Here is a 21,183-nt window from a genome sequence, read left to right as displayed (position 1 = left end):
GGGAGGTGCCCCCACCGCCTTGCGATTGCACGCACCGGACGCCGCGCGCCCCGCCCTGCGGGCGGACGGCGCTATGTGTCAGACACGACCTAGCGCTTGAGATATGCCAGAACGGCCAGCACTCTGCGGTTGTCGTCCGCGGATGGGCTGATGCGCAGCTTGGCGAAGATGCTCGCCGTGTGTTTGGCGACTGCGCTCTCGCTGATGTGCAGGGCGGTTGCGACGGCTGTGTTCGACCTGCCCTCGGCCATCAGCTCGAGGACGTCGCGCTCGCGCGGTGTCAGGCTGCCGATCGTGCCACGGGCGTCGCTGCGCGACAGCAGCCTGGAGATGACCTGAGGGTCCATCACCGTGCCTCCGGCAGCCACGCGGCGGACCGCGTCGACGAACTGCTCGGTGTTGGTGACCCGGTCCTTGAGCAGATACCCGACGGCACCTTCGCCCCCGGCCAGCAGCTCGTTCGCGTAGAGCTGCTCGACGTACTGGGAGAGGATGAGGACGGGCAGGCCGGGACGTCGGCGACGGGCTTCCAGCGCGGCCCGCAGGCCCTCGTCGGTGAAGGTCGGCGGCAGCCGTACGTCGACCACCGCGACATCCGGCGCTGTGTCCCCGTCGTCGAAGAGCGCGCGCAACAGAGAGGGGCCGTTGTCCACCGCGAGGACCTCGCAGCCGTGCTCCTGGAGTGTGCGTGTCAGCCCGTCTCTCAGCAGGAAGAGGTCTTCGGCGAGGACAACGCGCACGGAATCTCCATCGTCACGGTGGTCGGTCCGCCCTGCGGGCTGTGCAGGACGAGGGTGCCGTCGAAGGTACCCAACCGCCGTCGCACGCCGCTCAGTCCTGTGCCCCGTGAAGGGTCGGCGCCGCCGTGGCCGTCGTCGGTGACGGTCACGCGCAGCACGCCGTTCTCGTGCGTCAGGGCTATGCCGACCTCGCGGGCGCCGGAGTGCTTCGCCGCGTTCGTCAGAGTCTCGCTCACAGCGAAGTAGGCGGCGGACTCGACCGGCGCCGGGAGCCGACCCGTCAGCCGTGCCTCGACGTGGACGTCGAGGAAGCTGTCGAGCGCCAGCGAGCGGACGGCGTCACCGAGGCCTCGGTCGGCGAGGACCGGCGGGTGGATGCCGTGGACGAGGTCGCGCAGGTCCTGCAGAGCCCGCTCGGACGTTCTGCGGACGTCCAGCAGGAGCTCGCGTGCCGCCGCCGGGTCTGTCTCCATCCGGCGCATGGCACGGTCCAGCGTCATCCCCAGGGAGACCAGCCGAGCCTGCGCACCGTCGTGGAGGTTCCGCTCGATGCGCCGCAGTTCGGCGGCCAGCGTGTCGAGAGCCCAGGCACGGGTGTCGGTGAGCTGATCGACCCGCCGGGTGAGCTGGGTGCTGCGGGGCGCGGAGAGCAGGGGCCGGGTCACCCGGCTGTGCAGCCGGAGCGTGGCGGGGGCGGCGAGCAGGCCGGCGGCCATGAAGGCGAGCCCCAGCACGAGCGCGGCGAGCATGGTCGGGGTGCTGTGCACCGGGACGAACGCATACCAGTTGCCGTCGTCGATGAGCCGCCAGATGAACGGCTGCACCAGCGCGCCGAACACCCCGTACTCGATCAGGGCGAGGGGGACGGCGGCCAGGAGGCCGCCGGTCACCGGCTCCAGCCAGGCCCACGCCAGGTCGCGCCAGAATCCCTCATCGGCGAGGATCGCGCCCGATGCCCTGCGGGCGTTGAGGGTGCGGTCCGCGGGCAGGGGCTCGGGCGCAGTGACATGGACGCCCGTCCACCGGGCGGCGCGTGAGCGGGAGCGATCGGACAGCGAGCGCAGGGCACGCGTGGCCGGCGGCAGCAGCAGGAAGCCGACGCCCACGGGTATCAGAAGCACGGCGAGTACCACGAGCGAGCCCACCGCCGACACCGCGAGGGCATGCAGGCTCGCCAGCTGGCACCGGCCGACCGCGACACATGCGCGGGAGACGACCGTGCGTGGCTTATCGAACATCGTCCATGATCGGAGGGAGCTTAGTCGGTGTCGGTGTCGGTGTCGGTGTCGGTGCCGTTCCCGTTCCCGTTCCCGTTGCCGTCACCGGTGCCAGGGCTGACGCCGACGTCGTCGACTGTCCCCTGCGAGAGCTGGTCCACGTCCAGAGCCCCGCTGCCACCAGGCACGACGCGCCGAACAACACCATGGGGAGCACCGCCCCCGACTCTTCGTCCATGAACAGCAGCATGCCGAGGTTGATCAGAGCGTGGAAGCCTCCCGCGAGCAGCAGCCTGGAAGTCCGCACTCCTTCGAGGGCCCACCCCATCACGACCGACATGGACACGGCTGCCATCAAGAACGCCCCCGCGTACACAGGGTGTCTCGCGAAAACCTGGACGTGCCAGACGCCCCACGCCACGCCCACCGCGACCGAAGCGGCAAGGGGGCCGAAGCGGGTGCGCAGCAGCGGTTGCAGAAAGGAGCGCCAGCCGATCTCCTCGCCACACGCGCCGATGAGCTGCGCCGCGGCGATCAACGTAAAAGGGGCGTCCGGACGCGTCAGTCGCACGTTCCCGGTGAGCGTCGCGTACGCGCCGACGCTGAGCGCGATGATCAGCGGTGCCGTGACGATCAGGAGCACCCCATGACTGCTGCGGCCCGGCAGGGCGCCGGCGAGCAGTGCCCGTACACGCCGCGGCCACAGCAGCGCGGCAACTCCCACCCCGAGTGCGGGTCCGAACTGGGTCAGCTGGATGACCTCGCCGGGGATCCGTGTCGCCGGCTGGAGCACGCCCAGCGCGCCGGCCGCCAGAAAGGTAACGACGAGGAACATGGCCATCGCCCTGAGATCGACAGATGTCATTCGCATGCCACCGACGATGCCGCTCGGCGGCGCCGCCGACATTGCATCTGGATGCCGGGCCGGGGGGTACCTGGATACACCCTCGTGGGCGGTTGCGTGTGACGTGGACCCTGATGGCGGTCCTGGCGGGCTGGCGAGGCCATGTCCGCCGCCGGGGCCACGAATCCCCGGTCGGCTGACTGTGACCCGGAGCGAATGGTGTTTGCCACTCCGCGTTCCCGGTTCGGGAAACCGGCTGCCCCTCAGAGACGCCCAACCCGCAACGGCAGGAGAGCCCGCAGACAGCCCGTCACGCTGAAAGTGAGTCAGTCGCGGCAGCACCGCCGAGTCGACAACCGAGTCGGCTACTGGACCGCAGAGGCACTGGAGCGACTCGCCGCGTTGACCAGCCGGAGCCCGTGTCGCTCGCCGATCCCGTATCCCTGGATGCAGGCCAGCCTTGTCTGCTCGGCTATCGCTCTGAGCGGGCGTGATCCAGGACGCTGCGCCGGAGTACGTCGAGCAGCAAGCGGGCGTCCGCGTGCCGCAGTCGTTGCAGGAAGGACTCGCCACCGAAGCCATAGACGCCGATTGTCACCATTCTGAGCACCGCGAACACCCACCTGCCTGCTGCTCGTGCCGGTTCAAACGGCAGCCCCGCCGGAAATGGCGAGCTCGCGTCACGCGACGGCGGTCCCCTCAAGCTCGACCATCAGGTCGGGGATCGCCAGCCGTGCCACCCCGAGCATCGTGGTGGACGGTGCCACCCCGGCGGCGCCCAACCGCGACGCCAGCACGCCGTAGTGCTCGAAGAGCCGATCGACGTCGGTGGTGTAGACGTTGAGCCGGACGAGGTTCGCGAGGGACATGCCGGCCTCGCCGAGCACGGCCTCCAGGTTGTCGAGGCTCAGCGCCAACTGCGCCGCCATGTCACCGGTATGCTGGGGCTTGCCGTCGCCGCTCATCGCGGTCTGCCCGGCGCAGTACAGGGTCTGGGTGTGCCCGGAGACCATCTCGCCCTGGTTGTAGCCCATCTCCACCGACCACGCCCACGGGTTGACGGCCGTTCGCTCCATTGCCACATCAGCTCCATTCGATTCGTCGACGTTACGTACGTCCATCGGCTCGGTAGCCACCGTCTCTTTCGCCGTGTTGATGAGCCTTCCAGCAAATCACGACATCCTCTGTCGTGTATTTCTGTAAGGTCTTCGTATGCGCGCCGACCGGTTGGTCTCGCTGGTGCTGCTGCTGCGGCAGCATGGTCGGCTGTCAGCGGCCACGCTGGCCCGCGAGCTGGAGGTATCCACCCGCACCGTGCTGCGCGACATCGAGGCGTTGTCCGCAGCCGGCGTCCCGGTCTACGCCGAACGCGGTCGGCACGGTGGTTTCGCGTTGTTGCCCGGATTCCGGACCGAGCTCACCGGCCTGAACCACGACGAGGCTCTTGCCCTGCTGGTCGCCGGATCGCGGCGCGGCGCGCAGGCATTCGGCCTCGGCTCGGCGCTCGCCTCGGCGATGCTCAAGGTGGTTGACGCGCTACCCGAAAGCTATCGGGACACCGCGGCCGGCGCGGCCGAGCGATTGCTCATCGACCCGGAGACCGACCTCCTCTCGCGCCGGCTGGTCGCTGAGGAGACGCCTGACACCATAGTGGCCGAGGTCCTGCGCGCGGTGTTCGCCGGGCACAAGCTGCGCATCCACTACGCGGCTGTGGACCAGACCCCGAAGTGGCGCACGGTGGACCCGATCGGCCTGGTCACCGTACGCGACAGGGGCTACTTGTTGGCCACGAGGTCTGGCGCGGACCGCACCTACCGGCTGTCCCGGGTCCTGGCCGCCAAGGAACTCGCCGAACCCGCACAGCGACCGGACCGGGTGGATCTGGACCGGGCCTGGCAGGAACGCAGCACACAGTTTCGGACCGGCGGCGACCAAGTCACCGTGCTGGTACGGGTGGATCCGGCGCGGCGGGAGGACCTGGTGGGCACCGCGCTGGCCGTCCGCGCCGAAGAAGCCGACTCGGACGGCTTGCTGCGGCTGGAGGTGACCTTCCAAGATTCGAGACACGCCGAATGGGCGCTGTGGCAACTCGCCACGGACGCGGAAGCCCTGTCCCCGCGGTGGTTGCGCAACTCCCTGCGCAACCGCGCCGCCGCGATTGCCACCCGCTACGGAGTGTCATCCTGAGAGGTGTCGGCTCTTCGCAGGTGAGGGTTTGACGAGCGGTGGCGCGTCGGTGTCCGAGTAGGGGTTGAGGTCTTCCGATGATGGGAGTTCTCACGCTGCCCACCGGGAAGACCTCGACGTGCCTGACGCTACGACAGGCAGGAGGAGGACACGGCTGACCGACCTTGTGAGGGCGGTGGTAGGTTGCGTCTACGGTCGAGTCGTGAGGCATGCCATGGTGCGTTCAACACTCAGTGTCGACATCGGTGGCACCAAGTTGCTCATGCTTGCGGAGGGCAAAGGCCTTGCGGGGCCGCTCATGCGGCGGGTAGCAACGGGGCCTGCAGCCACTCCGACGGATGTCGAAGCCGCGATCCAGGCCTTCATCGCAGACAATGGCCTGCGGCCCGATGCACTGGGCATCGCTGTACCAGGATTGGTGGCGAACCGGAAGGTTGAGATCTCTGACGTCCTGCCGCAACTCGCGGGCTGGCAGGGACTCGCAGACTGTGACGTTCCACAGCTTCTCGTCAACGACATCCGAGGTGCCCTGGCGCAAGAGGCCACCAACCATGCGGACGCTTCGACCGTGGTCGTGCTCATGTGTGGCACTGCGGTGGGTTCCGCCTACCTCTCGGAAGGGAGAGTGGTGAGGGGCTCACGGGGGTGGGCAGGCGAAGTCGGCAGCATGCCGATGCCAACCGATCACGGAGTGAAACGCCTCGACGAACTCGCGGGCGGCGCGGCGATCGTGAAGCGAACCGGGAGAACACCAGATCAAGTTCACGCCGCACTGGCCCTCGGCGACCCTGGCGTCGAGCGTGTGGTGCACGAAGCAGGTGTGGCATTCGGCCTTGCCATTGCTGCACTTGTGAACATCCTCAACCCGGACGTGGTGCGTGTAGCAGGCGGCACTCTTGGTTACAAGGGGTACTGGGATTCGGCAGTCATGACAGCTCGCGAGCTGCCTTGCCTGAGCTGAGGGCGGCCTGCACGATCAGCCGTATCGAGGACGCTGAACTCGTCGTCGCCAGAGGGGCGATGAAACTGGCTGTCGCCGCCAAGCAGGGTCACTCATGGGTGGAGGAATACGTCTAGAAGCCATCCGGGTCCGGTCGAACAGGGCTCCTGATCCGGTGACTTGGAGGGCCGAGGCACGGCGGCAGGCCCGATGCATGCACCGCCTTGTGCGTGTCCTGATCCAGCGAAGCCAGCCCGGCTACGGCGGCGTTCGCATGAGCCTGATCGGCCTTGCGCGCGCTCGTGATGACGACGCTCACCCTGCTCCTGCTCCACGATCCAGCGCAGCGCGAACTGAGCCGACGTCACGCCTTCGGGCACCAGCGGACGCAGCCGCTCCGCCACCTCGAGCCCGGTCGCGAACTCCACGCCCGGGAAGGTCTCGCCGACGCCGAAGGCCTCGCAACGCCGGTTGTGGGTGCGGTGGTCGTCCGCGCCGAAGACGGTCGCAGCCGTGAACCGCCCCGAGAGCAGCCCGCCGGCCGGCGGCACGCGCGCGATGACGCCGCCCCCTGCCGCAGCCGAGTTGCCAGGCCCCGAACCCGACCACCCCGACCTGCCTGACCCCCCACGGGGGTAGGGGGTCAGTTTTGGCACCGTGGTGTGACGTGGTCCACGGAGCCTGGCTCCTACCTTCTGGTCGTCGGCAAGTGGGCCGGCCAGACAGTGGAGGTACAGGGCATGGCAGTCAGCTCGTCCCGGCGCCCCGACAACGCCGCGGAGTCCGGTTCGGGTGTCATCCGGTCGCGGTTCGTGCGCCGGATCGGATACGCCGCCACGCTCCTTCCGGCGTCGATCGCGACGGTCGGCATGGTTGCGGCCGGGCGCTCGGACACGGCGCGCCGGTGGTGGGCCCAGGCCGGCGAGCAGGACTCGGCGGCGCAGTCCTCGGGCCGCCGGCCCGGCGCGGCGCGCCTGCTGGCCCACGCGCTGCTGTGCGTCCCGCTCGGACTGCTGTCGCTGATCCCGATCGGGTTGGAGATCCTGTTCATCCTGCGCGGCGTCCTGTACCCGCTGGTCGAGCCCGGCCCGTACACCACGTCCTGGGGCGGACCGTCGACGGGCGGGGCCTGGCTGGCGCACTTCGGGGTCGGTCTGCTCTCGGCGCTCGCCGGGCTGGGTGCTCTATGGCTCCTCAGCTGCCTCCACGCCCGTCTGGCGGGCGGCATGTGGGGCCGCACGGTAGGGATCGCGCCGTACCTCGTCACCGCCGCCGCGCTTGCCGCCGGTGTGATGCTGGTCATCGCCTGGACCCACCAGCTGTGACACCGGCCCCGGTCGTGTCGTACCCCTCTACGGTCCGTGCAGATGCTCGTCGAGTACCGACAGGGCCATGCTCGCCGGCAGCGGATCACCGCACGCTGCGGACTTGCAAGGGTCAGGGGTTCCGTGGACGCGGCGCTGCCGGGCCGGCGCAGCGGAGGTGGTCCGCTGTGACGGGGGCGCCTTCGGCGAGGTTGCGGTCATAGGTGACGGTCTTGACCACCACGGGCTCGGAGCCCACGGTGACTTCGAAGGCCGCGTCCTGCCGGGAGACGGCTCGCAGGCGGGCTCCGGGCAGGGCAGCGGCAAGCGTGGACGCATCTGCTTCACGCCCGGCCGGGTACGTGATGGCAGGCGGGCCGGCGGGCCGCGCCGCTGGGGCGGACGCCGAGGTGTCCGCCACGGCGAACTTGCTGAGCCGCAGAGCCTTGGCGACGGTGGCGTCATCGACACGCACCTCGATTGCGGCGGGGTCGGTCTCGGCACGTGTTTCTGGCACGGGCAGGATACGGGTGTCGCCCGTGATGGGACGATCTGAGCGCAGGGCGTCCCACAGGGCCTGGGAGCGGGCCTCGTGCCAGAGCAATGTGGAACCCACGCCGGGCACCCGGTGGTCGAATTGGGAGATCGGCACGGTGGCGAACTCCGTCCGGTCCGCTGACAGGCGGCCCAGTGTCCAGCCGATACGGACGAGGTCGTCCAGGCCCGTCCGGTCGTCCGTGCGTACGGACTTGAGCAGCTCGCCGGCCGTACGGGCCGCGCTCACGGGATCGGCCAGTGCCCCTTGCGCGGTCAGACGGGCCAGCATGTCGGCGAGCATCCGCTGCTGGCGGCGGACCCGGCCGAGGTCACCTGGGCGGTTGATGTGCCGGGCGCGGGCGTAGCGCAGTGCTCCACTGCCGTCGAGGTGCTGTGTACCCGCGATGATGTCGAGGCCGGAATTTTCGTCCTTGAGCGGCTTGTCCGTGCAGACGGTCGCGCCTCCCAGGTTGTCGACAGCTTGCTCGAAGCCGGTGAAGCCGGTCTCGAGGTAGTGGTCGATGCGCAGGCCGGTGACGTTCTCGACGGTGCGCACGGCCAGCGGACCCCGGCCGATCTTGAAAGCCCCGTTGATCTTGCCTCGGCGGGTTGGAGTGGTGGCGCCCTCGGGTGTGGCGTACTCGACGTAACTGTCCCGGGGGATGGAGACGACGCTTGCGCGCCTATGGTCCTCGGAAAGATGGACGAGCATCATCACGTCGGTGCAGTCGCACGCTTTGCCGCCCACGTGAAGACGCTGCTTCTCCGCAGAAGACAGGCCGGCACGGCTGTCGATGCCGACGATCAGGATGTTCGTACCGCGACTGCCGTCCCGGCCCGCCGGTGCGTTCACGGCGGAGACGGCCTGCGCGCCGAGCCAGGGCAAGGAGGAGACCAGGCCGGCCAGAAGAGTCAGTCCGACAACACCACGACGCATCACACACCCCCACAAGGTGCACAGTTGATGAGCACGAAGCTATCGGGCAGGACCGGAAGGGCCGTGTTACGCGCCGGTGGGCTCGCCGTACTCCCGGCAGTGATCACCCACGTTGTCCAACGCGGGTCTGTCCGTCCCGGTCGGTCCGCGGGCGAACGACCGCCGGACATTCGCCGTCACGGTGAGAGACCTTCCCGAGAATCACCCACTCAGCGAGGTACGCGGCTACGTACTCGGACCAGGGCCGGCCGGGGCGCGGATCACGGGCCCCGGTGCCTGGCTCGCCGCCCGCGCACCGTCGGGCGACCATGGAAGACGGGACCGGTCCGGGGCCAGGCACTGGGAGGCACCCGTGGAGCACACCCATACGACCGACGTGCTGATCGTGGGCGCCGGCCCGGTCGGACTGAGTGCGGCCGCTGATCTCCGCCGCCACGGAGTGCGCTGCCGTCTCGTCGACCGGCTGCCGGCCCGCCTCCCGTACGCCAAGGCGGTCGGCATCCAGCCGCGCACCCTGGAGATCTGGGACCGGATGGGTCTGGCCCGCACCGTCCTGGAGGCCGCCGTTCCGCTGCGCGGCCAGCTGATCTACGTCAACGGCCGGGAACAGGCGCGGATCGCCCTCGAGCTGCCGCCCGAGGTGCCCTACGGGTTCGCAGCGCTGCCGCAGTACGAGACCGAGCGCCTCCTCGAGGAGTACGTCACCGGCCTGGGTACGGTCACCGAACGCGGCACCGAACTGCTGTCGTTCACCCAGGACCAGGACGGGGTCACCGCCCGGCTGCGCACCGCCTCCGGCGCCGACGAGGAGCTGCGTGCCCGCTATCTGATCGGCTGCGACGGAGCGCACAGCATCGTCCGCAAGGGGCTGGGCCTGACCTTCGAGGGCGCGGCCTTCCCAGAGGAGTACATGCTGGCCGACGTCGAGGCCGACTGGGATCTGCCGCACGGATACGGCGTACGCTCCAGCCACCGCGCCGACAACGGTTCCACCGACGACCTGCTGGTCTGCATCCCGCTGCCCGGCACGGGCCGCTACCGCATGTCGATGCTGGTCCCGCCCGAACTCTCCACGCGGGCGACCGGCCCGGGGCCCGTGCAGGGCGACGGCGTCGCGCACGGCCTGGACGGCGGTGGTGCCCCTCAGCTGTCCCACATCCAGGCCGTCGTCGACCGCCTGGCACCCCGCCCCGCCCGCCTCTCCCGGATGCGCTGGTCCTCCGTCTTCCGTGTCAGCCACCGCATCGTCGACCGCTACGCCGACAGGCGCGTCTTCGTCGCGGGCGACGCCGCCCACATCCACCCGCCCACCGGCGCCCAGGGCATGAACACCGGCATCCAGGACGCCTGCAACCTGGCCTGGAAGCTCGCCCTCGTCGTCCGGGGGGAGGCGGAGCCCGCCCTGCTCGCCAGCTACGACGCCGAGCGTCGCCCGGTCGGCGAGGAGGTCGTCGGCCGGACCGTCCGGCACGCCACGCACGGCATCGAGACCGACCCCGACGATCCACGGACCTTGATGCTCCGCGAGGCCCAGCTGCTCGTCGGCTACCGGGGCGGCCCGCTCGCAGGCAGCCCGTACGGGCCGGCCGACGCGCCCCAGCCCGGTGACCGGGCCCCGGACTGCGCCGGGCTGACCGCGCCCGTGGCCACCTACCCGTTGCGCCTGCTCGACATCCTGCGCGGCCGCACGGGGCACGTGGTGCTCCTGTACACGGCCGGCATTGCCGACCTGGTCGAAGCCGCCGAAGCGAGCAGGGCCGCCGGGGTGCTGTTGATGGCCGACGGCAGTCCGGGCACCCCCGAGGGCCCGGACCCCAGGACCGGGCTGCAGGCCGTCGTCGTCCTCGCCCTCGAAGCCGCACGGACCGCCGCCGATGCCCTGGCCGTCCCTGGATACCGCGACGCCGCCGGGGAGTTCGCCCGGCTCTATCGCCCCGACGGCTCGACGGGCTTCGTCGTCCGCCCGGACGGGCAACTCGGCGCCCGCTTCCCACTCACCGGCACCGCGGCGGCCCTGACCGACTACCTCGCGGCTCTGTCCGCGCAAGGGTGAGCACCGCGGAGGGCCACGCCGAAGATCCCCGCAGCGGAACGCCGAAGTCCCCCGACATGGCCCCTCGCATCGCCGGATGCCGTCCATCCGGACGCGCGCGGCCCGCGGCAGGCGGGCCCTCCGCCGGTCGGCACGGCCTGGTAATTCCCCGTCGCAACCTGACAGATGGCGTACGGCGGGCTCACCGACGCGGGGTGGAGCAGCTCGGTAGCTCGCTGGGCTCATAACCCAGAGGTCGCATGGTTCAAATCCTGCTTCCGCTACCAACTCCCGCCCCTCGACTCACCGTCGAGGGGCCGGCAGCGTGTGGGCGCCGGGAGTTACGGACCGGATGTGGCCGCCGCGACCTGCGGAGCGATGCTCATCTGCTCGCCGTCGTACCTCACCGTCTCGCCCGGCAGGATCAACACGACCTGGATCGCCTTCCTGCCGCGCCGCACCGATCCGGCGCACCTGGCCCGCCGATCCTGGCGCGTCGGCCATGAACAGCGTGGGGGTCATCTCCCATCCGTTGCGCGGCCGGCCACGCCTCCCGGGCCAGCGAGACCGCGCCACCGCGCGTGTCGTGGCGGCTCAGCCGTCCGGGCCTTCGGCCCGTACGCTGCCCGCGTCGAGGTGCAGCACGTGGACCGTGGTGCAGTCGGCTGCCAGGGTGGCGACCGGCTTACCGCAGCGGCGTGCGCGGTTGAAGCCCTTGTCACCGCCCGGACCGGATCGAGCCTGAGCGGCACGCTCGAGAGGGCTCAGCTGCCGCGTGCGGCGTGGCTGGCGTCCTTGGCCCGGTCCACCAGGGACGCGAAGGGCCCGACCGTCTCGATGCCGTTCCTCGCACGTTCTCGACGGAGGTGACGAACAACCAGAATTTGATTTGCAACAGCTCGATGTCGAGTGGATTAATCGGGGCCTCGCACACGATGACGAATGTCGGCCAGATTGGACGAGCACGCTGCCGACACGCCTTCCGTCACCCGGGCGACGCCGCCCACGGGGATCGGACCACGGCTCTGCGAGCAACCTCACTTGGTGACGGCATGTGCTCAGTGGTTCACCGATTTTCATCGTGCTGCCCCGGACGGGGGTACTGTGGAAAGGCTCTGAGCCCCAGCGGATTGGCGACTCATGTCGACATCAAGTCATGCGGTATTCGGCGCTCCGTGCTGGGTCAGCCTCATGGCCCGGGATCTGGATGCCGCTGAGGATTTCTACGGCGGCGTTTTCGGCTGGGATTTCCGACCGACTCGACTCGGGGAGGAATTCTCCGTCGCCTGCCTTGACGGAGCTCCTGTTGCCGGCATCGGCGCCCTCGCCGGCCGCCTGGCGGTTGCTGTCGCGTGGACCCCGTACTTCGCCGTGGACAACGCCGACGCGACCGCGGCGCGGATCCGGGAACGCAGCGCGACCGTCGCGGTCGGCCCACTCAGCTTCGACACCGGCCGGGCGGCCCTGGCTGCGGACCGGGACGGCGCAGTGTTCGGCATCTGGCAGGGCAGGGTCATCCCCGGCTGGGGCGTTGGCCGGGACAAAGCTCCCGCCTGGCTGGAGCTGCGCACCAGAGATGCATTCGAAGCGGCCATCTTCTACGCCGAGGTCCTCGACTGGGCCGGCGATCGGCCCGGCTCGTGCCAGGTTTCCTATGAGGATGACCATGTGGTCCTGCGCCAGAACGGAGACGCCGTCGCACGGCTCACCGGCGGCGCGATCGACGCGGCTCCCGACCCGCGGATCTCGCCACGCTGGCATGTGCACTTCTACGTTTCCGACATGGACTACGTCGTCGAGAAGGCAATCAAGCTCGGCGGCGTAGTCGTGTCGCAGTCCGTCACGACGAACGGCCGGGCCGAGGAGGTCGCGCTGTGCGACCCCGACGGGGGACTCTTCACAGTCACCACCCGCGTCAACGAATAGCGGCTCGGTCGGGGCTGAGAGTCACGGAGCGGGAAGCCCCCGAGGGGCGGCAAGGGCGGCTCGCGCTCAGTCGGCGTCGGCCGAGGCTGGGGGTGTGTCGGGCTCGTGTCGGGCGAGACTGCGCTCGAGTTGCTCCCGGAGACCGGAGGCGATGTTTCCCCCGTCGGCCCAGTCGACGAGCTGTTCGGCGACCCTGAGAAGCGGAATTTCGGTGGATCGCGAAACCTCCCGCAGAACGTGTCGGCTCTGCTCTGGAGTAAGCCGCCCCGTCCCGGCTACGACTCCGACGGCCTCATTGACTGTGGCGCGGTCGGCAATGGCCTTTCTGGCCCGTTCCTGAACGGCTGTGGCGTCGTCGAGCCGGATCCGACAGCCCTGAGACTCTGGTTGCGCGCCGGTCACCACCACCTCGTGGGTGCCGGGAGAGTCGTCGATCAGGAAGCCGACACTGGTGAGGGCCACCACTACCGCGGCGTGCAGGGCGCTGTCGATTCCGGGATATTCGGGTGCTTCCGGGCCTTGGTCATGCTCGTCCCGATGACGTAGACCGGCCGATGCCGCCCACCTGATGGCTATTCCGCGGGGATGCACCTCGACGCTCAACCCTGGCGCGCCCTCGGTGTCCGTGGGGGAGGTCTGGAAACCGACGCCGGTGAGGGTCTCGAGGACTCCGGTGAGCAGCGAGTTCGCCCGCTGGACGTCATCCTCGCGTGGCGACTCGCTGTCCAAGAGGTCGTGAAGGCCCTCCGCCTGCAGCCGGTCGCGAACCGGTGGATCCGCGTTCACGATGGTGATCGTCCGGTGGGACGCCATGGCTTCATTTCGCATTTCCCTGAGTACACGAGGGCCGGAGGAGTCACAGAAGACGACGTCGCCGAGGTCCAGCTCAAGGCCGCTCCCGGACCGTAGTGCAGCGGTGAGCACCTGGCGCAGTGTCGGAGCCCCCTTCGCGTCGATCTCGCCGCGTACGATCGAGAGGACGCGGCTGTGGGCGCCGTTGTTGGTGACGGTCACTGCGAGCTTCGCGCTGCAATTCGTGTAACCCGTGGGTACTCGTTGCGCGGCCGTGTCGTCAGGCTCATTCCGGGATGCTCCGGATCGAGAGGACATCAGAGCGCTCCCTCTACCCGACCAATCTTTCCCTCTCATCGTCCTACGCGGCCTTACACCCGTCAATAGATACATGAAATGTGATGCGCTAATTGAAATGGGTGTTTCCCGTCTCGTATGATTGAGAAATGGACAGGCCGATGCCGCAGCGCACCACGTGGACATTCCTTACGAATCACACACGTGTCCTCTCGGCCATCGCGCGCAACCCGTGGGTCAGGATCCGTGATCTCGCGGCGGAGCTGGACCTGACCGAAAGGACGGTGCAGGCCTTGGTGGCCGATCTGGAGGAGGGCGGCTACCTCACGCACACGCGCGAGGGCAGGCGGAACAGGTACCAGGTGATCATGGGTGGCAAGTTTCGCCATCCTGCTGAGAGGAACAGGGACATCGCACCTCTGCTCCAGATACTCGCGGGCTTTCCTGGCCGGGCGGACGGGTCGCAGGACGGTGATGACCACTAGGGTCCGTCTTCAAGAGCTCCCCGACGAGGCAGCTGAAGACCAAGCACCACCGACCGCGTGTCGTGACGCCAGTTCCTCAGCCTGGCCAGAACACCCCTCGGCGCAGGTGCCCCAGTTCCGAGGGGTCATGTGAAGCGTCGATCCGGCTTCCTGTCACGTGGTCATCCAACTGTCGGCAGAAGTCCAAGGCGGCGAGATGGCCTATGGCCACACGCCCCGCTTCACGCGTGACCAGGTCCATCAGCTCCTGCGGCTCCTGTGGCCCGGCCGACGACGAGCAGTATCACTTCCCGCCCGTACAGCTGTTCCTGCCTGGGCGTTCAGATCGCCCGACGCGCCCTCGGCTGAGCCAGGACTGACCCCGTCGGCAGGGGGGAAGGCGCCATATGCAGGGAAGCGGTAGGGAGGTGAACCGAGATGGAGCCCGTGCCCCCCGAAGACCACGGTCGGGGTGGCAGCCGTCCCTACTTCGACGACGATCGTCCACTCCTTGGAACCCAGGGCATGAGCACCCTGGACAGGGGGTTTGCCCTGGCCGCAGCCGGGGCGGCCGCCAGAAGCGCACCAGCGCGGCTGTGCCGTGCGTGCGTGGAGGTCCTCGACATCACAGGGGCTTCCGTCTCCCTGTCCGGGGGAGGGGCTGCCCGGGCGGTGTGGTGGTCGAGCGACCCCGTCGCCGGCAAACTGGCCGAAACTCAGTACACCCTCGGTGAAGGCCCATGTCAGAGTGCGTTGGACCTCGCGGCCTGGGTGGTCGCAGCGGATCTGACCCGGGGACAGGACGCCCGCCGCTGGCCGGTCTTTGCCCAGCAGGCCGTAGCGCTCGGCGTGAAGGCGGTCTTCTCGCTTCCGCTCGGAAGCATGGCGGTGCCGATCGGCACACTGGATCTGTACCGCGACACCCCCGGCGCGCTGAGCGAGCGGGACGCGGCTTTCGCCTTTCACGCTGCTGGCGCCATCGGCTGTGCGTTGCTGACCTTGCAGGCCGGCCTGCCCGAAGAGGGCGGACTGGATGCCGCCACCTGGCTGGACATGGCCGAAATCGACCACGACGAGGTCCACCAGGCGACGGGGATGCTCATGGTGCGACTCGCTCTCACTCCCGAGCAGGCCCTGGACCGGCTGCGGGCATATGCCTTCGCACACGGCGAGACTGTGACCGAGGCTGCTCGCGATGTCGTTGTCGGGCGCATCAGAATGGACGACTAGGGGCTGTCTTCCGGATCAGGCTGGATCAGCGTGCGTGGCAAGGCACGCGGTGGACGGTCAGTTCCTCGATCACCTGGTCGGCGATGTCCCTCCGTTCAGTGTGGGCATGACTGTCTGTCTTCTCGAACCGCTTGAACAGCCTCTCCACCGTCCTGTGGTCCTCACGCAGCATCACGATGGCGTCCACAGGGTTCCTCGGTTCGTCGTCGACCGGATGGTCCGCAGTCGGTCCTACTGACGGGAACCGATGGGACACGTTCAATCGGCTGTGCCGGGTGGACCGTTGTGTCTCGTGTGGCCGTGACGGGCGGACGGGGGGAGGCTGGATTCACGGAGGCGTTCACGGCTTCGCTGCCCGGTGCTGCCGGCAGGCTTCTGTACGGCCTCGTCGACGACGGCGTTTACGACGGAATCGGACGGGTACCCGGAACGTCCTGTCCCTCGCACCCTGTCCACATGGGAGGCGATTCGTCGTGCAGGCCGAGGACATGCAGGCCCGACGGCACACGCAGGCTCAGCAGGACCGCTCCCGGAACGCACGGGACCGCGTGCCCCGCGTCGTCATCGTAGGAGCGGGGTTCGCCGGCCACCGGACCGCGCGGACCCTCTCCAGGGTTCTCGCCCGGGAGCGCGTGGAGCTCGTGCTGCTCAACCCCACCGACTACTTTCTGTACCTGCCCCTGCTGCCTCAGGTGGCCGCCGGCATCCTGGAACCACGGAGGGTGACCATTTCGCTGGCGCACACCCTCCCCCGGGTGCGGCTCGTGCTCGGTGAGGCGACGCAGGTCGATCTCGCGGAGCGCCGCGTGCACTACACGGACCCGGAGGGCGGCCCCGGGGAGCTGGCGTACGACCGGCTCGTCCTCGCGGTCGGAAGTGTGAACAAGCTCCTGCCCGTGCCCGGGGTGAGCGAGCACGCCCACGGTTTCCGCGGGCTGCCCGAAGCGCTCTACCTACGCGATCACATCACCCGGCAGACCGAGTTGGCCGCGTACTCCGACGACACCGACGAGTGCGCCGCCCGGTGCACCTTCGTGGTGGTGGGAGCGGGGTACACGGGGACGGAGGTCGCTGCCCAGGGGAAGCTGTTCACCGACGCGCTGCACGCCCAGATGGCCCGGCCGAGGCCGCCCCACGGCGCGGCCTGGCGTTCGCCCGGCACCCGCCCGCGCTGGTTGCTCATCGACGTCGCGGACCGCGTGCTGCCCGGACTCGACCGGCGGCTGTCCGAGACCACGGACCGGGTGCTGCGCGGCCGGGGCGTGGAGATACGCACCAGTACGTCCGTCAAGGAGGCGACTCCGGCCGGTGTGTGGCTGGACGACGGCGAGTTCATCGCGACCAGGACGCTCGTCTGGTGCGTCGGCGTACGGCCCGATCCGCTTGTTGCCGGAGTCGGCCTGCCGACGGAGCGCGGCAGGCTGCGTGTCACGCCACGGCTGGAGGTGCCGGGGCACCCCGAGGTGTTCGCCTGCGGTGACGCCGCCGCCGTGCCCGATCTGACCCGCCCCCTCTCCGGGAACGGCACCGGCGTGAGCCCCGACGGCAGCTCCGGCGGTTACGACGGCTTCGAGCTGACCCCCATGACCGCGCAGCACGCAACCCGTCAGGGCGATCTCGTGGCCCGCAACGTCGCCGCCTCCCTCGGGCACGGCACAGCCCGCCCTTACCGGCACCACGATCTGGGTTTCGCCGTGGACCTGGGCGGAGTGCAGGCGGCCGCAAACCCTCTGGGCGTACCCCTGTCGGGACCGCTCGCGGGCGCGGTCACCCGCGGTTACCACCTCGCCGCGATGCCCGGCAACCGGGTGCGGGTGGCGGCCGACTGGCTGCTGGACGCGGCGCTGCCACGCCAGGCGGTGCAACTCGGTCTGGTCCGCTCCTGGTCCGTGCCGCTGGACACGGCCTCGCCCGAGCTCGCCCGGGTCCCGGGGCCGCCGTCCAAGGAGTGACGTGCGAAAGGAGTGACATGCGCTACGAAGAACTGGCCGAACTCGGCCAGCAGTTGCGGGTGGATTCGGTACGGGTCGCCGACGCGGCGGGCTCGGGGCATCCGACCTCGTCGATGTCGGCCGCCGACCTCGCCGCCGTACTCCTCGCCCACCATCTGCGCTATGACTTCGAAGCCCCGGACAATCCGGCGAACGACCGCTTGATTTTTTCCAAGGGGCATGCGTCGCCCCTGCTCTACTCCCTCTTCAAGGCGGCGGGCGCGGTCGACGACGAGGAGCTGCTGACGTTCCGCCGGCTGGACAGCCCGCTGGAAGGGCACCCCACGCCCCGGCTGCCCTGGGTCGACGTAGCCACCGGCTCGCTCGGCCAAGGCCTGCCGATCGGCGTCGGGATGGCCCTCGCGGGCAAGTACCTCGACCAGATCCCGTATCGCGTGTGGGTGCTGTCCGGGGACAGCGAGATGGCGGAGGGCTCCGTCTGGGAGGCCGTCGAGCACGCCTCGTACGAGAAGCTGAGCAATCTGACGCTGATCGTCGACGTCAACCGGCTCGGGCAACGGGGGCCGACCCGCCACCAGCACGACCTGGACGCGCACGCGCGCAGGCTCCGTGCCTTCGGTTGGCATACGGTCGAGATCGACGGCCATGACGTCGAGGCCGTGGACAAGGCCCTCACCGAGGCGAGGCGGATGCAGGACCGGCCGACCGCGGTCATCGCGGCCACTTTCAAGGGCCGCGGCGTCGCCGCTGTGGAGGACCAGGAAGGCAAGCACGGCAAGCCGCTGCCCGACGCGAAGGCGGCGATAGAGGAACTCGGCGGGCCGCGCTTCGTGCGCGCCGAGGCCCAGGTCCCGCCGTCGGCGAGCGTTCAGCCGCCCCGGGCCAAGGGCCCGTTGGAGCTTCCGCGCTTCGACCGCGGCGACGAGGAGGCGACGCGCACGGCGTACGGACGGGCCCTGGCGGCGCTCGGCTACGCACGCGGGGACGTGGTCGCTCTTGACGGCGAGGTCAGCGACTCCACGCGGGCGGAGTACTTCAAGAAGGAGCATCCGGACCGGTTCTTCGAGTGCTACATCGCGGAACAGCAGCTCGTCGCGGCGGCGGTCGGCCTGCAGGCGCGCGGCTGGGTGCCGTACGCGTCCAGCTTCGCCGCGTTCCTCACCCGGGCCCATGACTTCGTCCGGATGGCGTCGGTGAGCCGGGCCGGTATCAATCTCGTGGGCTCGCACGCGGGTGTGGCGATCGGCCAGGACGGCCCCTCGCAGATGGGTCTGGAGGATCTGGCCATGTTCCGCGCCGTCCACGGCTCGACGGTTCTGTATCCGTGCGACGCCAATCAGACGGCACGGCTGGTGGCGGCCATGGCGGATCTGGACGGAGTCCGCTATCTGCGCACGACCCGCGGCGCGACGCCCGTGATCTACGGCGCCGACGAGGAGTTCCCGGTCGGCGGCAGCAAGGTGCTGCTCCGCACCGACCAGGACCGGGCGACGATCGTCGCCGCAGGCGCGACGGTGCACGAGGCCATGCTCGCCGCGGACGCGCTCGCCGCCGACGGGATCCCGGTCCGGGTCATCGACCTGTATTCGGTGAAGCCGGTGGACGTGAACACGCTCAACGACGCGGCCGGGGCGACAGGATGCATCCTCACGGTGGAAGACCACCATCCGGAAGGCGGGCTCGGTGACGCGGTCGCCGACGCGTTCTCGGACGGTCGTCCGGTACCGCGACTCGCCCGGCTGGCCGTGCGCAACATGCCCGCGTCGGCGACACCGGAGCAGCAGATGCATGCCTCCGGCATCGACGCGGAGTCGATCGCTGCGGCGGTGAAACTGCTGGTGGAGAGGATCGTCGTGCCCTAGAGGGTCGTCGCACTGGCGGATCGTCGTGCCCGAGGGGCCTACTTGAGCCTGTGCCTGGTTCACAACCTCGGTTGTTCACGGTTGGGGTCGCAGGAGAAGTTCTCCGGCCAGGTGGATCGCTTCGCGTTTGGTGCGTCCGGGATGGTCTGCGGCGATGAAGTGGCGGCCGATCGCGAGCGCGAAGGTCAGAGTGCTTCGTGCCTCGACCTCGTCGGGGTCTGCGATGAAGCTCCCGAACATTGCGCGAAGGAAGTCCATCCGGGCGTTGTCGATCCGCCGCAGTCGCTTCGCGACCGACGGGTCATGGCGAGCCCACTCACGGACCGCGAGATCGATCCGGTGCAGGTCTTCCGAGAAGGTCAGTTGGCCGACGCGCCGGACCCTTTCGGCCGGGTCCCCGCCTTCGGACTCGACCTGCTCGAGGATGTCGTTGGTGCAACGCCGTTCCCACTCGTCGAGCATCTCGTCGAGCAACGCGGGACGCCCGTTGAAGTACCCGTAGAACCCGCCCTTCGTCACCCCGATCTCGGCGGCCAGAGTCTCTACTCGGACAGCGTCCGGTCCGCCCCGGGCGAAGGCGTGGAGTCCCGCTTCGATCCAGCGACTTCGTGGGGTACGAGCGATGGGAGGCACCGTCTCACCTGTTCTCAGGGGTGTTTGATCCGGAGAGTGTACGGTACCGTACAGATGAGATGTACGGCTGCGTACAGAACGAGAGGTCGAATCGTGGCACGACTCGCGAAGTCCACCCACACCGAGCATGCGTGGCGCATCCACGAACTCACCTCCGACTTCGGAGTCGAGGACGTATGGGCATTCCGCACCCCCGGAGCCGGGCCTGACGACTTCCCGGCGATGCTGGCAGCGATGCGGACATCCGGCGGGCTCGCGAGACAGACCTGGCCGGTGCGGTTCTTGTTCGCCGTTCGATGGAAGCTCGGCGCGCTCCTCGGCTGGGACAAGCCGACGGCGGGTGTCGGTGCGCGGGTTGCCTCGCTCCGGGGCCGCCTGCCCGGTGACCTCCGCGATGCTCACCGGGGCCAGGACAACGACAATATGCCCCTGAAAGGGATCTACGAGATCGCCACGGAGTCCGCTCGCGAACTGGCGAACAAGACCGTGCACACCGTGATGCACCTCAGCTGGGTGCAGGGTGCGAACGGTGACCACGAGCTGCGGATGGCCGTCCTCGTCAAGCCCAACGGATGGTTCGGGCGGCTCTACATGGCCGCCATCGCGCCTTTCCGATACTTCATCGTCTACCCAGCCCTGGCCCGCCAGTGGGAACGAGCCTGGCTCGACCGCGACGATCTCGCGGCGCAGCATGGCGAACGGGGCTGATGATGAACGCCGGCAAGCAACTGCTGCGCTGGGCGAGCGCGGCTGTCGACGGCTGGGTGCTTCGGCCGAAGGACGCCGCCGCCGACCGGGGTCTCACTCACCTCGCACCGGAGCACCGCCCTGTCCTCGCTTACGCCAAGGAACTGCATCGGCTGCCGGCTGCCCGAGCGGTCCGTACCGGCTCTGGCGGCCGAGCTGTGCGGGGCGCTGGGGGCCGTACACGGGGCGGGGCTGGCCCACCGGGACGTCAATCCGTCCAATGTGCTGTTGGGCCGCCGTAGTCCTTTGCTCATCGACTTCGGGATCACGCGCGCCATGGAGGACTCGCGTCACACGAGGACCGGCGGTGTGATCGGTTCTCCCGGCTATCTGGCGCCGGAGCAGGCGAGTGCCGGGGGATCGGGTGCGCCGGGCGATGTCTTCTCCCTGGCTGCGGTGCTGGTGTACGCGGCGACGGGAATGGGCCCCTTCTCCCACCCGAGCGAGGAGGTCTCGGCCGCGGTGTTGCTGTACCGCATGGTGCACGAGGAACCGAACCTCGATGGCGTTCCGGCGGCGCGCCGCTGGTAGCCGGTTCACTG

General features: G+C 69.3%; 20 protein-coding genes and 1 tRNA gene. 13 read left to right on the top strand and 8 right to left on the bottom strand.

Going from position 1 to position 21,183, the window contains the following annotated elements:
• Nucleotides 1–89 precede the first annotated feature (89 nt).
• The 4 genes from ACZ6ZQ_RS27905 to ACZ6ZQ_RS27890 form a co-directional block, all read right to left on the bottom strand.
• Nucleotides 90–740 carry a LuxR C-terminal-related transcriptional regulator gene (locus tag ACZ6ZQ_RS27905; RefSeq protein WP_469771250.1) on the bottom strand — a complete coding sequence of 217 codons (651 nt, stop codon included), beginning with the start codon at nt 738–740 and terminating at the stop codon, nt 90–92.
• Nucleotides 704–1,978 (bottom strand): sensor histidine kinase, encoded by a 1,275-nt coding sequence (locus ACZ6ZQ_RS27900; RefSeq protein ID WP_469771249.1) that lies wholly within the window; start codon nt 1,976–1,978, stop codon nt 704–706. Before ACZ6ZQ_RS27900 ends, ACZ6ZQ_RS27905 begins: the two co-directional genes overlap by 37 nt.
• Nucleotides 1,968–2,828 carry a lysostaphin resistance A-like protein gene (locus ACZ6ZQ_RS27895; RefSeq protein ID WP_469771248.1) on the bottom strand — a complete coding sequence of 287 codons (861 nt, stop codon included), beginning with the start codon at nt 2,826–2,828 and terminating at the stop codon, nt 1,968–1,970. The genes ACZ6ZQ_RS27900 and ACZ6ZQ_RS27895 overlap by 11 nt, the downstream gene beginning before the upstream one ends.
• Nucleotides 2,829–3,481: 653 nt before the next feature.
• The gene (locus ACZ6ZQ_RS27890; protein WP_469771247.1) at nt 3,482–3,877 is read right to left on the bottom strand and encodes a RidA family protein; all 396 of its coding nucleotides are present in this window, start codon (nt 3,875–3,877) and stop codon (nt 3,482–3,484) included.
• A 136-nt stretch (nt 3,878–4,013) separates the two neighbouring features.
• Between ACZ6ZQ_RS27890 and ACZ6ZQ_RS27885 the strand changes: the two genes are divergently transcribed.
• The 4 genes from ACZ6ZQ_RS27885 to ACZ6ZQ_RS27870 all read left to right on the top strand — a co-directional run bounded on the left by ACZ6ZQ_RS27885 (nt 4,014) and on the right by ACZ6ZQ_RS27870 (nt 7,253).
• Entirely contained in the window at nt 4,014–4,988 is a 975-nt protein-coding gene (locus tag ACZ6ZQ_RS27885; RefSeq protein WP_469771246.1) for a helix-turn-helix transcriptional regulator, read from the top strand.
• 202 nt (nt 4,989–5,190) lie between these two features.
• On the top strand, nt 5,191–5,949 hold the full coding sequence (locus tag ACZ6ZQ_RS27880; RefSeq protein WP_469771245.1) for an ROK family protein: 759 nt from the start codon (nt 5,191–5,193) through the stop codon (nt 5,947–5,949).
• The gene (locus ACZ6ZQ_RS27875; protein WP_469771244.1) at nt 5,937–6,065 is read left to right on the top strand and encodes a hypothetical protein; all 129 of its coding nucleotides are present in this window, start codon (nt 5,937–5,939) and stop codon (nt 6,063–6,065) included. The genes ACZ6ZQ_RS27880 and ACZ6ZQ_RS27875 overlap by 13 nt, the downstream gene beginning before the upstream one ends.
• A gap of 603 nt (nt 6,066–6,668) precedes the next feature.
• Entirely contained in the window at nt 6,669–7,253 is a 585-nt protein-coding gene (locus tag ACZ6ZQ_RS27870) for an NUDIX domain-containing protein (RefSeq protein ID WP_469771243.1), read from the top strand.
• A gap of 112 nt (nt 7,254–7,365) precedes the next feature.
• Here ACZ6ZQ_RS27870 and ACZ6ZQ_RS27865 read toward each other — a convergent pair whose 3' ends face one another.
• Nucleotides 7,366–8,706 (bottom strand): LCP family protein, encoded by a 1,341-nt coding sequence (locus ACZ6ZQ_RS27865; protein ID WP_469771242.1) that lies wholly within the window; start codon nt 8,704–8,706, stop codon nt 7,366–7,368.
• A 352-nt stretch (nt 8,707–9,058) separates the two neighbouring features.
• Between ACZ6ZQ_RS27865 and ACZ6ZQ_RS27860 the strand changes: the two genes are divergently transcribed.
• From ACZ6ZQ_RS27860 to ACZ6ZQ_RS27850, 3 genes are all read left to right on the top strand, one after another.
• The gene (locus tag ACZ6ZQ_RS27860; RefSeq protein WP_469771241.1) at nt 9,059–10,759 is read left to right on the top strand and encodes an FAD-dependent monooxygenase; all 1,701 of its coding nucleotides are present in this window, start codon (nt 9,059–9,061) and stop codon (nt 10,757–10,759) included.
• 188 nt (nt 10,760–10,947) lie between these two features.
• Nucleotides 10,948–11,025: transfer RNA gene (locus ACZ6ZQ_RS27855), tRNA-Met, on the top strand.
• 904 nt (nt 11,026–11,929) lie between these two features.
• Entirely contained in the window at nt 11,930–12,664 is a 735-nt protein-coding gene (locus tag ACZ6ZQ_RS27850) for a VOC family protein (RefSeq protein ID WP_469771240.1), read from the top strand.
• A gap of 66 nt (nt 12,665–12,730) precedes the next feature.
• Here the strand turns inward: ACZ6ZQ_RS27850 and ACZ6ZQ_RS27845 are convergent, their stop codons facing one another.
• On the bottom strand, nt 12,731–13,678 hold the full coding sequence (locus ACZ6ZQ_RS27845; protein ID WP_469771239.1) for an STAS domain-containing protein: 948 nt from the start codon (nt 13,676–13,678) through the stop codon (nt 12,731–12,733).
• Between the two features lie 224 nt (nt 13,679–13,902).
• Between ACZ6ZQ_RS27845 and ACZ6ZQ_RS27840 the strand changes: the two genes are divergently transcribed.
• Complete coding sequence (locus ACZ6ZQ_RS27840) at nt 13,903–14,238, top strand: helix-turn-helix transcriptional regulator (protein WP_469771238.1); 336 nt, start codon at nt 13,903–13,905, stop codon at nt 14,236–14,238.
• Between the two features lie 504 nt (nt 14,239–14,742).
• Entirely contained in the window at nt 14,743–15,447 is a 705-nt protein-coding gene (locus ACZ6ZQ_RS27835) for a GAF and ANTAR domain-containing protein (RefSeq protein ID WP_469771237.1), read from the top strand.
• 25 nt (nt 15,448–15,472) lie between these two features.
• Here ACZ6ZQ_RS27835 and ACZ6ZQ_RS27830 read toward each other — a convergent pair whose 3' ends face one another.
• Nucleotides 15,473–15,634: a hypothetical protein gene (locus ACZ6ZQ_RS27830; RefSeq protein WP_469771236.1), complete on the bottom strand. Its 162-nt coding sequence runs from the start codon at nt 15,632–15,634 to the stop codon at nt 15,473–15,475.
• Nucleotides 15,635–15,935: 301 nt separating this feature from the next.
• On the opposite strand from ACZ6ZQ_RS27830, the gene ACZ6ZQ_RS27825 reads away from it, so the two are divergent.
• Together ACZ6ZQ_RS27825 and ACZ6ZQ_RS27820 are read left to right on the top strand one after the other, a co-directional pair.
• The gene (locus ACZ6ZQ_RS27825) at nt 15,936–17,399 is read left to right on the top strand and encodes an NAD(P)/FAD-dependent oxidoreductase (RefSeq protein WP_469771258.1); all 1,464 of its coding nucleotides are present in this window, start codon (nt 15,936–15,938) and stop codon (nt 17,397–17,399) included.
• Between the two features lie 17 nt (nt 17,400–17,416).
• Nucleotides 17,417–19,261, top strand: coding sequence for a transketolase (locus tag ACZ6ZQ_RS27820; protein WP_469771235.1), 1,845 nt, complete (start codon nt 17,417–17,419; stop codon nt 19,259–19,261).
• A gap of 75 nt (nt 19,262–19,336) precedes the next feature.
• On the opposite strand, the gene ACZ6ZQ_RS27815 is transcribed toward ACZ6ZQ_RS27820, so the two are convergent.
• On the bottom strand, nt 19,337–19,894 hold the full coding sequence (locus ACZ6ZQ_RS27815; protein ID WP_469771234.1) for a TetR/AcrR family transcriptional regulator: 558 nt from the start codon (nt 19,892–19,894) through the stop codon (nt 19,337–19,339).
• A 93-nt stretch (nt 19,895–19,987) separates the two neighbouring features.
• On the opposite strand from ACZ6ZQ_RS27815, the gene ACZ6ZQ_RS27810 reads away from it, so the two are divergent.
• Together ACZ6ZQ_RS27810 and ACZ6ZQ_RS27805 are read left to right on the top strand one after the other, a co-directional pair.
• Nucleotides 19,988–20,602 carry a DUF2867 domain-containing protein gene (locus ACZ6ZQ_RS27810; protein ID WP_469771233.1) on the top strand — a complete coding sequence of 205 codons (615 nt, stop codon included), beginning with the start codon at nt 19,988–19,990 and terminating at the stop codon, nt 20,600–20,602.
• A 42-nt stretch (nt 20,603–20,644) separates the two neighbouring features.
• Nucleotides 20,645–21,172, top strand: coding sequence for a protein kinase domain-containing protein (locus ACZ6ZQ_RS27805; protein ID WP_469771257.1), 528 nt, complete (start codon nt 20,645–20,647; stop codon nt 21,170–21,172).
• The last annotated feature ends 11 nt before the right edge of the window (nt 21,173–21,183 follow it).

It is taken from the genome of Streptomyces sp. NPDC053673 (genome assembly GCF_055585225.1).
Note: the sequence above shows the minus strand (reverse complement) of the source record. Positions and strands in the feature narration are given on the sequence as shown.